Below are 12,593 nucleotides of genomic sequence, written 5' to 3'. Positions count from 1 at the left end.
TCGTCATCCAGGTGGACGGAACCCTACGACAACCTGAACCGGTGAGCCGAACATGAACCGCCAGGACGCGCTGAACATCCTCTGGAAGCGACTGTTCATCATCTTTGTGCTGCTGTTGGCGGCGTCCCTGGTGGCGGTCGCCATGGCCGACGGCTACACCATTCCCTCGGTGGTGTTCATCGTTGGCAATATCGGCGGCTACGTAGGCTTTCACCGGCAACTGTCGCACCTCAGCGAGGAGGAGGTCGTCAGCCTGTGCCGCTCCTGGTTCAACGTGCTGCTGCCGTCGTTCATCGGCGGCATCCTCGCGGGCTTGCTGTACATCCTGTTTATCTCCGGCGTGGTGCAAGGCGAACTGTTTCCGCAGATCGTCAGTGACAAGAGCTGCAGGTATCCGGACAACAGCTTCTATGTGATTTTCTGCCAGCACGCCGACGGCTATGCCGCCTACGGCAAGTTGCTGTTCTGGTCCTTTGTCGCGGGCTTCAACCAGAACTACGTGGTCGACCTGATCGAGAACATCAAGGGCAGCAAAAAGGCCCAGGGTGAGGCGTGAGTGAAGAGGCGGTGAGCTAAGACCGTCGGGCCAAAGGACCGGCGACGTTCTTTGCGTTCATTGAAACGTACTCAGCCCAGCCCTGCCTTGGTGGTGCGCTTTGCGACGTGGCCAGGTACCGTTAGGGCTGCCTGCTGCACCCAGTTCTTCTGCCAGTGAAAGCGTGCTTGCCGACATCTCGCTTCCTGGCGAAAAAAAGCCCGGTTTCCCTGTGTTCTCCTGGTTCTTTCCTGCGTCGCAACTTGCATTGCCCCTTTCTGCCGGTTGGAGTTTTCTTGATGTCTTCCCCAAAATCCTTGCCCACGGTCCTGCTGGGCCTGGCCCTTGCCTGCCCGGCGCTTGCCGAAACCCGCGCCGTGGAGCTGGCGCCGGCGCAGGTGCTGGGGCAGGAGCCGACAGGCGAGGGGCAGGGGGTGGAAGAGGCCCAGGCACGGCTGGCCCAGGTGCCGGGCGGGAGCAACCTGGTGGATATGCGCCAGCCGCTGCAGGGCCGGGTGGCCAGCAACCAGGACGTGCTGGCTTATCAGCCCGGGGTTTACGCCCAGTCGGCGGGCAACGAGGGGGTGAAGATCTCGATCCGCGGTTCGGGCATCAACCGCGCGCCGGGCGCCCATGCCTCGGGGCTGTACACGATGCTCGACGGTCTGCCGCTGACCGGCCCCGGCGGTACGCCCTATGAATTGCTGGAACCCCTGTGGGTCGACCACGTAGAGGTGCTGCGCGGCGCCAATGGTTTCGACCGTGGGGCCCTGGCCCTGGGCGGGGCCATCGACTACATCAGCCACACCGGCTACGACGCGCCGCGGTTGCAGGTGCGCTACGCCACCGGCAGCCACGGTTATCAGCAGCGTCAGGTCAGCTCCGGGCAGGTGCTGGGAGATTTCGACTACTACCTCTCGCTGACCGACGCCAACGCCGACGGTTACCAAGACCACACCCGCAGCGAGAGCCGCGGGGTGATCGGCAACTTCGGCTACCGCTTCAACCCGAACCTGGAAACCCGCTTCTACCTGCGCTACCGCGAAACCGACAACGACCTGGCCGGGCGCGTGACCAAGCGCTCCATCGAACACGACCCGCGGGCGGCCAACCCGGCCTATGTCAGTCGCGACGACCGGCGCAAGCAGCCCGGCAGCACCTTTGTCGGCAACAAGACCACCTACTACATCGACGATGATTCAAGCATCCAGACCGGCCTGGTCTACCACGACTACCCCATGGACCTGCGCGAAGGCCCCAACCGCCTGAAGGTGGCCTACAGCGACGTCAGCGGCACCCTGGACTACAAGCGCCGCGACAGCCTCTGGGGCATGGAAAGCCGCAGCACTCTGGGCCTGCGGGTGACCAAGCACCTGCCCAATGACGGCGCCAGCGAGTTTGTGCGAATTCCCACGGGCAACACCAAGACCTATGCGCCGGGCACGCGGATGCGCAATTTCACCTACCAGGGCTCGGACACCGTGCTGCATGTGGGCAATGACCTGGAGATCGCCGACGACCTGTGGCTGACCACGGGGCTTGCGGCCATCTACACCCGTCGCGAAAGCGCGGTGACCTACCCCGAGGGCGGCGGCAAGACCAGCCTTGGCGACTGGGACTACGCGCCGCGCCTGGGCCTGCGCTACCAGTTGACGCCGGATGTGCAACTGTTCGGCAACCTCAGCCGTTCGGTGGAAGCGCCGCACCCCTGGTCGCTGATCTACAGCTCGAACCTGCGTTTCCCGGCCGGCAGCGGAGCGGCCAGCGGCGCCCAGCGCGATCCGATCAAACTGCGCAACCAGACCGCCACCACCCTGGAACTGGGCGGCCGTGGCGACAGTGGCCTGGGGCAATGGAGCCTGGCCTGGTACTACGCCCAGGTGCGCCACGAGCTGCTCTCGGTACTGCCCGATCCCAGCGCCACCACGCCCTATGAACTCAACGCCAGCCCCACGGTGCACCAGGGCGTGGAAGCCAGTCTGCACAGCGAGCTGTGGTCGCGCCCGGGCGTGGGCCGCTTGAGCCTGCGCCAGGCCTACAGCTTCAGCGATTTCCACTACCGCGACGACGCGCGCTTTGGCGACAACCGCCTGCCGGGCCTGCCCATGCACTACTACCAGGGCGAGCTGCGCTACGACTGGCCCCTGGGCTTCTTCGCCGCGGTCAATACCCAACTGGTGTCGAAGGTGGCGGTGGACTACGCCAACAGCTACTACGCCGATCCTTACGCACTGTTCGGCGCCACCCTGGGCTACAACGCGCCGAAGAACGACTGGCAGACCTGGGTCGATCTGCGCAACCTCACCGACAAGCGCTACGCCGCCACGGTCACCCCGGGCTACGACGACAAGGGGCTGGACGCGGCGCGCTCGACGCCAGGGGAAGGGTTGGGGGTGTACCTGGGGGTGTCCTGGAGCTTGCGCTGAAGCGCTGGATCGTCAGTCCGCACGATCGCTGCGGGCCCGGGCTCAATTGCGGAAATACAACTCGTCCAGCTGCCGTCGGCGGATCACCAGGTACTCGTTCCAGACCTTGGGGAAGTCTTCGTCCCGGGTGAAGGGAAAGGTCAGGTAGACGGTGCGACCGATGACACTGATGTACTCCCGCATGCGCTTGTACGCCGGTTGCTCCAGTAGCGAAATGTACTCGTCATAGGCGTGGTGGTAATGGCTGATCGTGACCCGGTGGGGCGCGATCATGCCGCGGGAAAAGTCGATCACCCAGCCGTGACTCATGCCGTTGCCCAGGTACCCGTAGACCCCGTCCTCGGAGAGGCTGATGGCGTTTTGCGCCTGCTCGCCATCCTCATCGTTGACCAGCACGATCTGGGTTTCGAAATAGCGGATGGCCTGTTGCTCGGGGCCGCGCAGGTGCAGGTTCCAACTGATGGCGCCCATGCGAAATTCACCTTGTTCGGCAAATTCGGCAATCCAGCCGTTGGCGAGGGTAATGCGGTGTGTGGTCATGGTGAGTGGTCCGGCTCGGGCGGTGCGTGGGGGAAGGGCGCTAGTGGCGTGGCGCATGGATGGTAACCACCAGGCTGGGTGCATGACTTTATATCAGGGGAGAAAATGGAGCGCTGCAAACAATGCTTCTATAGTGTTTTTGCAGCATAAAAAAGCTGAAAACAAACCCCCAACGGTTGCCGATAGCAAAGAGTCTCTCCTTTAGCAGGATGCGCCCATGTTCAATACTCGGTTGAAAATGCAGTTGCAGTCTCTTCAGTCGGAGCTTTCAGTGGCTCGACAGTTGCTCAACGGAATTGAGACTTGCCTTGTGCGCGCGGTCCTTGACGCCAACTACAACGTTATAGATGCCAATGAAGGCTTTCTGAACATGTTGGGGTGTGACGCCAACCAAGTGCTGAACAAACCGCTCGACAATTTCATTCCGACGTATGTGCGACAGATGGATTGTTATCGTCGTTTGCTCGACAGCGTGAACAACCATGACGCGGTTATCGACACTTACCGTTTTCAGCGTCCCGATGGTGGACTGTCGTGGTTCCGTGGCCTCTGGCAGCCGATTGTCAATCAACAGGGGCAATTGGAAAGTATCCATGCCTTTGGTTCGAACATCACCGAGACCGTTGACACTTCGGCGGAGAATTCGGCGTTTATTCAAGCGCTGCTGCGCTCCACGGCGGTGATCGAGTTCGATCTTCAAGGCCATGTCCTGCAAGCAAACGAGCAGTTTCTGCGCTCAATGGGCTATCAACTCTCGCAAATCAAAGGCAAGCACCACAGCATGTTCTGCGACCCCGCCGATGCTGCGTCCAGTCATTACAAGGAGTTCTGGGCGACCCTCAATCGCGGTGAATTCGTGGCTGACCGTTTCAAGCGAGTCGATGCCCATGGTCGAGTCGTTTGGCTGGAAGCGACCTACAACCCGGTGCACAACGCACAGGGCGTTCTTTACAAGGTGGTCAAGTTCGCCACGGTCATTACCGATCAAGTGGCTCGCGAACAGCAGGTGAACGAGGCGGCGACCATCGCGTTCGAGATCTCTCAACAAACCGACATCAGCGCCCGTCGAGGCGCCGACGTGGTGCAGAACACCGTGCAAACGATGCGCATGATCTCGGATGAAATGCAGGCGGCATCCGCCGGGATTGAAGCGTTGGGCAAGCAATCGCTGTTGATCAGCTCGATTGTCCAGACCATTGGCGGCATCGCCCAACAGACCAACTTGCTCGCGCTCAACGCAGCAATCGAGGCGGCGCGGGCCGGTGAGCAGGGTCGAGGGTTTGCCGTGGTCGCCGATGAAGTGAGGCAGTTGGCCGGGCGCACCAGCGCCGCTACCGAAGAAATCGTCAGCGTTGTACAGCAGAACCAGAGTCTGGCGGATGCAGCCGTAAGCGGCATGGCCAACAGTCGCGGGCAGGCCGAAGAAGGCCTGGCACTTGCCAACGAGGCCGGCTCGGTGATTCTCGAAATCCAGGAGGGTGCGCGCCAGGTTGTGGGGGCCGTGGGGCGTTTCGCCAATCAGCTGAAATAGCCTGCGCTGCGTCAGGCTGGTAAAGATCCGGGGCGCCTCATGGGTGCCCCGGGCCTTTGCGCTTAGCGAGCGGGTGACAAGGCTGGTGTACGTGGCGGAATCAGCCGTTTGCTGCCGGTGGACTCAAAGGCCGACGCCAGGCGCAGCAAGCTTGAATCGTCATAGGCTCGGCCGGCGAAGGTCAGCCCCACCGGCATGCCGATATCCGCCATCACCCCCATGGGCACGGTCACCGTGGGCACGCCCAGGTGACGGATCGCCAGGTTGCCGTTGGCTACCCACACGCCGTTGCTCCAGGCAATGTCCGCCGATTCGGGATTGATGTCGGCGTCCGCCGGGCCAACGTCGGCCACGGTGGGGAACAGCACCGCGTCCAGCCCCAGGCGATCCATCCATTCTTCCAGGTCGATGCGCCGGGTCTGTTCCAGGCCGCGCAGGCCGTCGGCCAGGGAGGCGATCTGGTCCCAGCTCTTGAGCCCGCGCTTGGCCATGGTCACGTACTGGTCCATGCCGGCGGCCAGGTCGTCTTCGCGGTTGGGCAGGGTGCCCGGGTCATGGGGGAATATTTGCGGCCCGTCGACATCCGCCAGGCGGTTGAGCTTGGGATCGTCGTTGGCCCGCAGGAAGTCGTCGAAGGCCCAGCCCGAGAGTTCCCACAACTCGTCATGGAGGAATTCCTTGCTCACCAGGCCGCGGTTGTACACAGTCGGCGCGCCGGGGCGGTCGCCCTCGCAGTTGGACACCAGGGGGAAGTCCACTTCCAGTACCTCGGCGCCCGCGGCTTCCAGGGCTTGGCGCGCCTGCTCCCAGAGGCTGATCACCGACGGCCGGGTATGGATGCGCTGGCCGGTAGGGCCGCCGATACCGGGCTTGTCGCTGGTGCCGGCTTCGGGGTCGGCGTTGATGTACATGCGCGGCACGCCAAAACGCTTGCCCTTGAGCGCCGTGGCGTCGGCCGCCAGTTGCGGGTAGGACGCCGGGCGCACCGAGGTCACGCTGGGGATCGGCACCCAGGGTTGCAAACGCCACAGGTCGCCGCGGGTGTCCGGGTCTTCGGCCACCACCACGTCCAGCACTTGCAGCAGGTCGGCCATGGTTCGGGCGAAGGGCACCACCACGTCCATGGTCGGGGTCAGCGGCCAGTTGCCGCGTACCGAGATCACCCCGCGCGAGGGCGTGTAGGCGCACAGGCCGTTGTTGGAGGCCGGGCCACGACCGCTGGACCAGGTTTCCTCGGCCAGGCCGAAGGCGGCGAAGCTGGCGGCGGTGGCGGTGCCGGCGCCATTGGAGGAGCCCGAGGCAAAGGGCGCGGTCAGGTAAGCGGCGTTATAGGGGCTTTCCGCGCGGCCATACACGCCGCGCTGCATGCCGCCGTTGGCCATGGGCGGCATGTTGGTCTTGCCCAGGCAGATGGCCCCGGCAGCCCGCAGGCGCTCGATGGTGAAGGCATCCCGGTAGGCCACCAGCTCGGCAAAGGCCGGGCTACCCGAGGCGGCAGTCAGGCCCTTGACCAGGTAGCTGTCCTTGGCGGTGTAGGGAATGCCGTCCAGCGGGCCCAGGGTCTGGCCCTTGGCGCGACGCTCATCGGACGCGGCGGCCTCCTTCAGTGCCTCGGGGTTGCGCACCACCACGGCGTTGAGGGCGGTGGCGGTGTTGGGGCCGTCATAGGCGTCGATCCGCGCCAGATAGGCCTGGACCAGTTCCACGGCGGTGGTCCGGCCTGATTCCAGGGCGGCGCGCAGGTCGGCAATGGACACTTCGGTGACTTCGATCATGCTGCTACCGCCGTTGGCTGGTGGGTGATGAGGTGCAGTAAGCGCAATGGCGCGCGGGTGTTCGGGTAATGGCTGTGCATGGTGATTCTCGTGGTACGGCTTGGCACGACAAGGGGTGGCATGGAAAGCAGGGGGCCTTTTTAGCATTTAGCGCGGGGCAGAGGAATCGTTGAACTCGCCGAGGTAAACAAGCGTTGCGGTGTTTTCGGGCTTGCGCTGGTTGGGGCCGGGGGCATCCGATTGCCGGTCGCCATGGATCGAGTCACTGCCGATAAGGATGTAGTGGCTGTAGTCGGGGTCGATACACATGCGCAGTTGCTGTTTTTCGGCGTCGCTGCGGATCAGTGATTCCAGGTATTGCGGGCCGTCTTCACGCTCGATCAGCTCGACGAAGTCGCTGTCCATGTAGTAGCCCAGTTCCTGCTTGAGGCGCCAGCTGGGGTTGCGTGCTTCCCAGGCGCTGAATTCGGCGGCGCTGGCATCCGCCGCAGGTTCCGGTTCCCACTGTTCGAAGGTGAACAGCTCAGCTTCGGCCTGATTCGGGAAGCGTGCGGCGAACAGATGAAAGGCAAAGTAGTCATCGGCGGTGTGCATCGGTGCAAAGGCTCCCGGGCTCAGATCACGCTGGCGCGCTGCAGGTGGCTGACATGGCCCAGGCCGGCGGCGTTCAGCCGCGCGGCCAGGTCTTCCCGGGCCTGGGCGCCGCCGTTGCGCACGTAGTCCAGCTCCGAGGCGGTGATCAGCACCACCGGCACCAGGGTCACCGGCGACAGCGGCATGTCGTCCAGGCGGGTCGGGAAGTCCGCGGCCGGGCCGCCGATCAGCACTCCGGCGCAGTCGTCGGCGCTGACAAAGTGCGCCGGCAACTGCTCGCTCATGGCCCGCGACTGGCTGACCCCGGGCAGTTCCAGGGACAGCACTCCGTAGCGCTCCAGGCGCGAGCGGTAGCCGCCGGCATCGGCCACGGTGCCGGCCACGCAGCGCAGCAGTTCAAAGGTCCAGCTGTCGGCAAAGGGTGAAACGTCGCCAACCGCGCCCTGGGCGTGGGTTGGGATGTCCGGGGTTTCGATGAACAGCTCCATCTCGAAACCGTTGCCCAGGTCGTCGCCTTGCACACCATCGAACGGATCGGACAGACCCTCGGTGGCGAGGATGATGCGTTCGTTGCGGCGCACGATACGGTAGGCCTGGCGGGTGGAAGGCCAGTGCGGGCCGCCCGTGAAGCTGGGGCTGATGGCAAAGCCCAGGACGTCGGCTTCGCAGCTGCCGACCGCTTGCCAGTGGCGGTCGAGGCAAGCGGCTCCGGCCTCCATCAGGGCAATGCTGGCCAGCTGCGCTTCGGTTGGCTGGTATTGGCTGCAGGGCTGCTCTGCAGCTCCAGGCTCACTGCTGGCCAGGCCGGGCTCGGCCTTTTGTGGCGTCGGCTTTTTAAAGGCGTTGAGTAGCTTTTCCAGGAAGTTCATCGAGCGATCCTTGCGGGGGCCGTGCGCTGCATGCGGTGCAGGGCGCACGGGTAGAAAAACAGGGGCGCGCATTGTGACGGTTTTGCCGTGCCCTTGAAAACCGACGGATGCGCGTTGCTTGATGCCTTGCCTTGTCGATAGCGCTGCCCGAGAATCCGCCCCGGCCCGCTATCCGAGGAAAGTGATCAGCATGTCTTACCCGAAAAAGCTCAGCCCGGAGTTTTCCGGAGCACTGAGAACCTTTAGTTACTGGGTCGCCAACGGCACCCTCGGTTACCCGCTGCTGGAAGGTATCGACTACCGGAGTGACCTCGGCGAGGAGCCGAGCATGCTGGAGATGGCCTACGCGATCTTTGCCAATGTGCTGGAGCTGGACGAGGAGGGGGTACCGGTGAATGCCAAGTACGCCGAGTACCGCGCGGCGCAGTACATCCGCCAGTATTGCGATCCGCATTACAGCGCAGTGCCGGCGTTCGAGGAGTGGGAGCAGGAGCTGTATGGCCCGCCGGAAAGAGAGGACCGCAAGCCCTGGCCACCCGGGGTGCGCAAGGCCTGACGAGTCACTGTAGGAGCGAGCTTGCTCGCGATGGTCGCCAACGAAAACGCCGCGTTCACTGGGAACGCGGCGTTCTTGGGGGCTTCGCGAGCAAGCTCGCTCCTACGAGTGCGGGCAGGGGCAGGGGGAGTGTCAGCGCTGGGCTGCAGTCCACTGGGCCCGGGCCGCGTGCAGCTTCTTGTAGCTGTCGATCAGGCGCAGGTGACGGTCCAGGCCTTCGAGCTGCAGGTTGGTCGGGGTCAGGCCGTAAAAGCGTACGCTGCCTTCCACCGAGCCGATCACCGCGTCCATCCGTTCGTTGCCGAACATGCGCCGCAGGTTGGCTTCGTAGTCGCCCAGCTCCAGTTCGTCGTCCAGTTGCACTTCCAGCACTGCGTTCAGGGCCTGGTAGAACAGCCCGCGCTCGACGGTGTTGTCGTTGTATTGCAGGAACATCTCCACCAGCTCCTTGGCCGGGTCGAATTGCCCCAGGGCCACGTGCAGCAGCAGCTTGAGTTCGAGGATGGTCAACTGGCCCCAGGCGGTGTTGTCGTCGAACTCGATGCCGATCAGGGTGGTGATGTCGGTGTAGTCGTCCAGCTCGCTTTCTTCCAGGCGCTCCAGCAGTGAGCGCAGGCCGTCTTCGTCCAGGCTGTGCAGGTTGAGGATGTCCTCGCGGAAGAACAGCGCCTTGTTGGTGTTGTCCCAGATCAGGTCGTCCACCGGGTAGATTTCCGAGTAGTCCGGCACCAGGATGCGGCAGGCGGTGGCCCCCAGGTGCTGGTACACCGCCATGTAGACTTCCTTGCCCAGGCCTTCGAGGATGCCGAACAGGGTCGCGGCTTCTTCGGCGCTGGCTTGTTCCCTTTCGCTGAAGCCGCTCTGGCTGGTGAAGTCCCACTCGACGAACTCAAAGTCCGCCTTGGCGCTGAAGAAGCGCCACGACACCACGCCGCTGGAGTCGATGAAGTGCTCGACGAAGTTGTTCGGCTCCATCAGCGCCTGGCTTTCAAAGGTCGGCTGCGGCAGGTCGTTCAAGCCTTCGAAGCTGCGGCCCTGGAGCAGTTCGGTGAGGCTGCGCTCCAGCGCCACTTCGAAGCTCGGGTGCGCGCCGAAGGACGCAAACACGCCGCCGGTGCGCGGGTTCATCAGGGTCACGCACATCACCGGGAATTCACCGCCCAGGGAGGCATCCTTGACCAGCACCGGGAAGCCCTGTTCTTCCAGGCCCTGGATGCCGGCCAGAATGCCGGGGTACTTGGCCAGCACTTCCTGGGGTACGTCCGGCAGGGCCAGCTCGCCTTCGAGGATCTGGCGCTTGACCGCCCGCTCGAAGATTTCCGACAGGCACTGCACCTGGGCTTCGGCCAGGGTGTTGCCGGCGCTCATGCCGTTGCTGAGGAACAGGTTCTCGATCAGGTTGGAGGGGAAGTACACCACCTCGCCGTCGGACTGGCGCACGTAGGGCAGGCAGCAGATGCCGCGCTCGATATTGCCTGAGTTGGTGTCGTACAGGTGGGAGCCGCGCAGTTCGCCATCGGGGTTGTAGATGGCCAGGCAGTGCTCGTCGAGGATCTCCTTGGGCAGCTCGTCCTTGCGCCCCGGCTGGAACCAGCGCTCGTCCGGGTAATGCACGAACTCGGCGTTGGCGATTTCCTCGCCCCAGAACTGATCGTTGTAGAAGAAGTTGCAGTTCAGGCGCTCGATGAACTCGCCCAGGGCCGAGGCCAGGGCGCTTTCCTTGGTCGCGCCCTTGCCGTTGGTGAAGCACATCGGCGACTGCGCATCGCGGATATGCAGCGACCAGACGTTGGGCACGATGTTGCGCCACGAGGCGATTTCGATCTTCATCCCCAGGCCCGCGAGAATGCCGGACATGTTGGCGATGGTCTGCTCCAGCGGCAGGTCCTTGCCGGCGATGTAGGTGCTCTGGGCCGCGCTCGATGGCGGCATCAGCAGCGCCTGGGCGTCGGCGTCGAGGTTGTCCACTTCCTCGATGATGAATTCGGGGCCGGTCTGCACCACCTTCTTCACGGTGCAACGGTCGATGGAGCGCAGGATGCCCTGGCGGTCCTTGTCGGAGATGTCCGCCGGCAGTTCGACCTGGATCTTGAAGATCTGGTTGTAGCGGTTTTCCGGATCGACAATGTTGTTCTGCGACAGGCGGATGTTATCGGTGGGGATGTTGCGGGTCTGGCAGTACAGCTTGACGAAGTACGCCGCGCACAGCGCCGAGGACGCCAGGAAATAGTCGAACGGACCGGGCGCCGAGCCGTCGCCCTTGTAGCGGATCGGTTGGTCGGCCACCACCGTGAAGTCGTCGAACTTGGCTTCAAGTCGAAGGTTGTCGAGAAAATTGACCTTGATTTCCATGGGGGCACCGGCATCGCGAAGCAAAAAATGGCGGGCATTATCCGGGATTTTGCGCCGCCGTGGGGCGGTTTTTGGGCCGACGCGCGGGCACGGGCGCCGAGTGGTGGCTGCGAGTCGTCTCTTCAACGGGGTGGCGTGGTGCCTTTTATCAAGGTGATGCGTTGATGAGCGCCTTGTTCAGCCACATCGGCGTGCTTCGCCTTATGGCTCCAGCATCAAGCCGCGCCAGAGGATCTGCGGCGGCACGACAGCTTCCGCCTGCGCTGGCGATGCTGGCTTGTCCGGCGCCTGCGCTGGCGTTGCCTCGTCGGGCTCAGGGGCTGTCGTCGATTCAGTCGGGTCATCGGTAGGCGCTGTAGTCATTTGATCCTGATCACCACCTTGCCCTTGGCTCGTCCCTGCTCGACGTACTGCAGGGCCTCTGCCGTCGATTCAAGGCTGAAGCTGCGGTCAAGCACCGGCTGGATGATGCCGGCCTCGATCAGCGCGGTGATCTGTTGCAGCTGGGCGCCATCGGCCCGCATGAACACGAAGCTGTAGCTGACGTCGCGTTGGCGCGCCTTGCGCCGAATGCCGTAGCTCAGCAGGCGCATGACCTGCTGTAACGGCCAGGCCAGCCCTTGTTCCCGGGCGAACTGCAGCGTCGGCGGGCCGGAAATGGAAATCAGCCGGCCACCGGGCTTGAGCACCTGGAGTGATTTCTTCAGCACGTCGCCGCCAAGGCTGTTGAGCACCACGTCGTAGTCGTGCAGGACGTCTTCGAAGTGCTGCTGCGTGTAGTCGATCACCTGATCGGCGCCCAACGCTTTGACCCATTGGACATTCGCCGTGCTGGTGGTGGTCGCGACAAAGGCGCCAAGGTGTTTGGCCAGCTGGATGGCAAGGGTGCCGACGCCGCCTGAACCGGCATGGATCAGCACTTTCTGGCCTTTTTTCAGTTGCGCGGCTTCCACCAGCACCTGCCAGGCAGTCAGGGCCACCAGGGGGATGGACGCGGCTTGCGCCATGTCGAGATTGACCGGCTTGAAGGCCACAGCGTCCTGATGCACGGCGATCCACTGGGCAAAGGTGCCGATCCGCGCTTGCGGCGGGCGGGCATAGACTGCATCGCCGGGCTTGAAGCGCCGCACTTGCGGACCGACCTCGATCACGACCCCCGCCAGGTCATTGCCCAATGTCAGCGGCAATTTATAAGGCAGGATCAGCTTGAATTCGCCCTGGCGGATTTTTGAATCCAGCAGGTTGACGCTGCTGGCGTGGACCTCGATCAGCACATCGTGGGGCCCCACCTTGGGCGTGGGGACTTCGCTCAGGCGTCCGCTGTTCTTGCCATAGCGATCAATCGAAAATGCCTTCATGGATGTGCGGCTCTGTTGGGTTGGTGTCAGTAGGGGGGGCTGCTGCGGTTGTGGCCA

General features: G+C 63.6%; 10 protein-coding genes and 1 pseudogene. 5 read left to right on the top strand and 6 right to left on the bottom strand.

What is annotated here, in order from left to right; genetic code table 11:
* Positions 1-52 precede the first annotated feature (52 nt).
* Together BLV47_RS15785 and BLV47_RS15780 are read left to right on the top strand one after the other, a co-directional pair.
* The gene (locus BLV47_RS15785; RefSeq protein ID WP_092315087.1) at positions 53-556 is read left to right on the top strand and encodes a hypothetical protein; all 504 of its coding nucleotides are present in this window, start codon (positions 53-55) and stop codon (positions 554-556) included.
* 278 nt (positions 557-834) lie between these two features.
* On the top strand, positions 835-2,961 hold the full coding sequence (locus BLV47_RS15780; protein WP_092315085.1) for a TonB-dependent receptor family protein: 2,127 nt from the start codon (positions 835-837) through the stop codon (positions 2,959-2,961).
* Between the two features lie 42 nt (positions 2,962-3,003).
* Here BLV47_RS15780 and BLV47_RS15775 read toward each other — a convergent pair whose 3' ends face one another.
* A complete protein-coding gene (locus BLV47_RS15775; protein WP_092315083.1) occupies positions 3,004-3,501 on the bottom strand; it encodes a hypothetical protein in 498 nt (165 codons plus the stop codon).
* Between the two features lie 217 nt (positions 3,502-3,718).
* On the opposite strand from BLV47_RS15775, the pseudogene BLV47_RS37035 reads away from it, so the two are divergent.
* Positions 3,719-4,492: pseudogene (locus BLV47_RS37035) on the top strand (PAS domain-containing protein); the annotation flags it as partial.
* A complete protein-coding gene (locus BLV47_RS37030; RefSeq protein ID WP_371826212.1) occupies positions 4,490-5,032 on the top strand; it encodes a methyl-accepting chemotaxis protein in 543 nt (180 codons plus the stop codon). The pseudogene BLV47_RS37035 and the gene BLV47_RS37030, both read left to right, overlap by 3 nt.
* A gap of 62 nt (positions 5,033-5,094) precedes the next feature.
* Here BLV47_RS37030 and BLV47_RS15765 read toward each other — a convergent pair whose 3' ends face one another.
* The 3 genes from BLV47_RS15765 to BLV47_RS15755 form a co-directional block, all read right to left on the bottom strand.
* The gene (locus BLV47_RS15765) at positions 5,095-6,807 is read right to left on the bottom strand and encodes an amidase (protein ID WP_092315079.1); all 1,713 of its coding nucleotides are present in this window, start codon (positions 6,805-6,807) and stop codon (positions 5,095-5,097) included.
* A gap of 147 nt (positions 6,808-6,954) precedes the next feature.
* On the bottom strand, positions 6,955-7,401 hold the full coding sequence (locus tag BLV47_RS15760) for a hypothetical protein (protein WP_092315077.1): 447 nt from the start codon (positions 7,399-7,401) through the stop codon (positions 6,955-6,957).
* Between the two features lie 20 nt (positions 7,402-7,421).
* Positions 7,422-8,270, bottom strand: a complete 849-nt coding sequence (locus tag BLV47_RS15755; RefSeq protein ID WP_208605270.1) for a suppressor of fused domain protein — start codon at positions 8,268-8,270, stop codon at positions 7,422-7,424.
* A gap of 190 nt (positions 8,271-8,460) precedes the next feature.
* On the opposite strand from BLV47_RS15755, the gene BLV47_RS15750 reads away from it, so the two are divergent.
* Positions 8,461-8,826: a DUF7677 family protein gene (locus BLV47_RS15750; RefSeq protein WP_092315073.1), complete on the top strand. Its 366-nt coding sequence runs from the start codon at positions 8,461-8,463 to the stop codon at positions 8,824-8,826.
* Between the two features lie 132 nt (positions 8,827-8,958).
* Here the strand turns inward: BLV47_RS15750 and BLV47_RS15745 are convergent, their stop codons facing one another.
* Positions 8,959-11,178: an OsmC domain/YcaO domain-containing protein gene (locus tag BLV47_RS15745; protein ID WP_092315071.1), complete on the bottom strand. Its 2,220-nt coding sequence runs from the start codon at positions 11,176-11,178 to the stop codon at positions 8,959-8,961.
* Positions 11,179-11,537: 359 nt separating this feature from the next.
* Positions 11,538-12,536: an NADP-dependent oxidoreductase gene (locus BLV47_RS15740; RefSeq protein ID WP_092315069.1), complete on the bottom strand. Its 999-nt coding sequence runs from the start codon at positions 12,534-12,536 to the stop codon at positions 11,538-11,540.
* Positions 12,537-12,593 lie beyond the last annotated feature (57 nt).

The sequence above is a fragment of the Pseudomonas saponiphila genome, assembly GCF_900105185.1.
GTDB classification, from domain to species: Bacteria; Pseudomonadota; Gammaproteobacteria; order Pseudomonadales; family Pseudomonadaceae; genus Aquipseudomonas; species Aquipseudomonas saponiphila.
The sequence above is the reverse complement of the archived record's forward strand: the minus strand, read 5'-3'. Positions and strand labels throughout refer to the sequence as shown.

Coding starts and splice junctions, on each gene's coding strand:
- BLV47_RS15780 (WP_092315085.1), top strand. CDS start 835: ATGTCTTCCCCAAAATCCTTGCCCACGGTCCTGCTGGGCCTGGCCCTT.
- BLV47_RS15745 (WP_092315071.1), bottom strand. CDS start 11,178: ATGGAAATCAAGGTCAATTTTCTCGACAACCTTCGACTTGAAGCCAAG.
- BLV47_RS15740 (WP_092315069.1), bottom strand. CDS start 12,536: ATGAAGGCATTTTCGATTGATCGCTATGGCAAGAACAGCGGACGCCTG.
- BLV47_RS15785 (WP_092315087.1), top strand. CDS start 53: ATGAACCGCCAGGACGCGCTGAACATCCTCTGGAAGCGACTGTTCATC.
- BLV47_RS15760 (WP_092315077.1), bottom strand. CDS start 7,401: ATGCACACCGCCGATGACTACTTTGCCTTTCATCTGTTCGCCGCACGC.
- BLV47_RS15750 (WP_092315073.1), top strand. CDS start 8,461: ATGTCTTACCCGAAAAAGCTCAGCCCGGAGTTTTCCGGAGCACTGAGA.
- BLV47_RS15765 (WP_092315079.1), bottom strand. CDS start 6,807: ATGATCGAAGTCACCGAAGTGTCCATTGCCGACCTGCGCGCCGCCCTG.
- BLV47_RS15775 (WP_092315083.1), bottom strand. CDS start 3,501: ATGACCACACACCGCATTACCCTCGCCAACGGCTGGATTGCCGAATTT.
- BLV47_RS15755 (WP_208605270.1), bottom strand. CDS start 8,270: ATGAACTTCCTGGAAAAGCTACTCAACGCCTTTAAAAAGCCGACGCCA.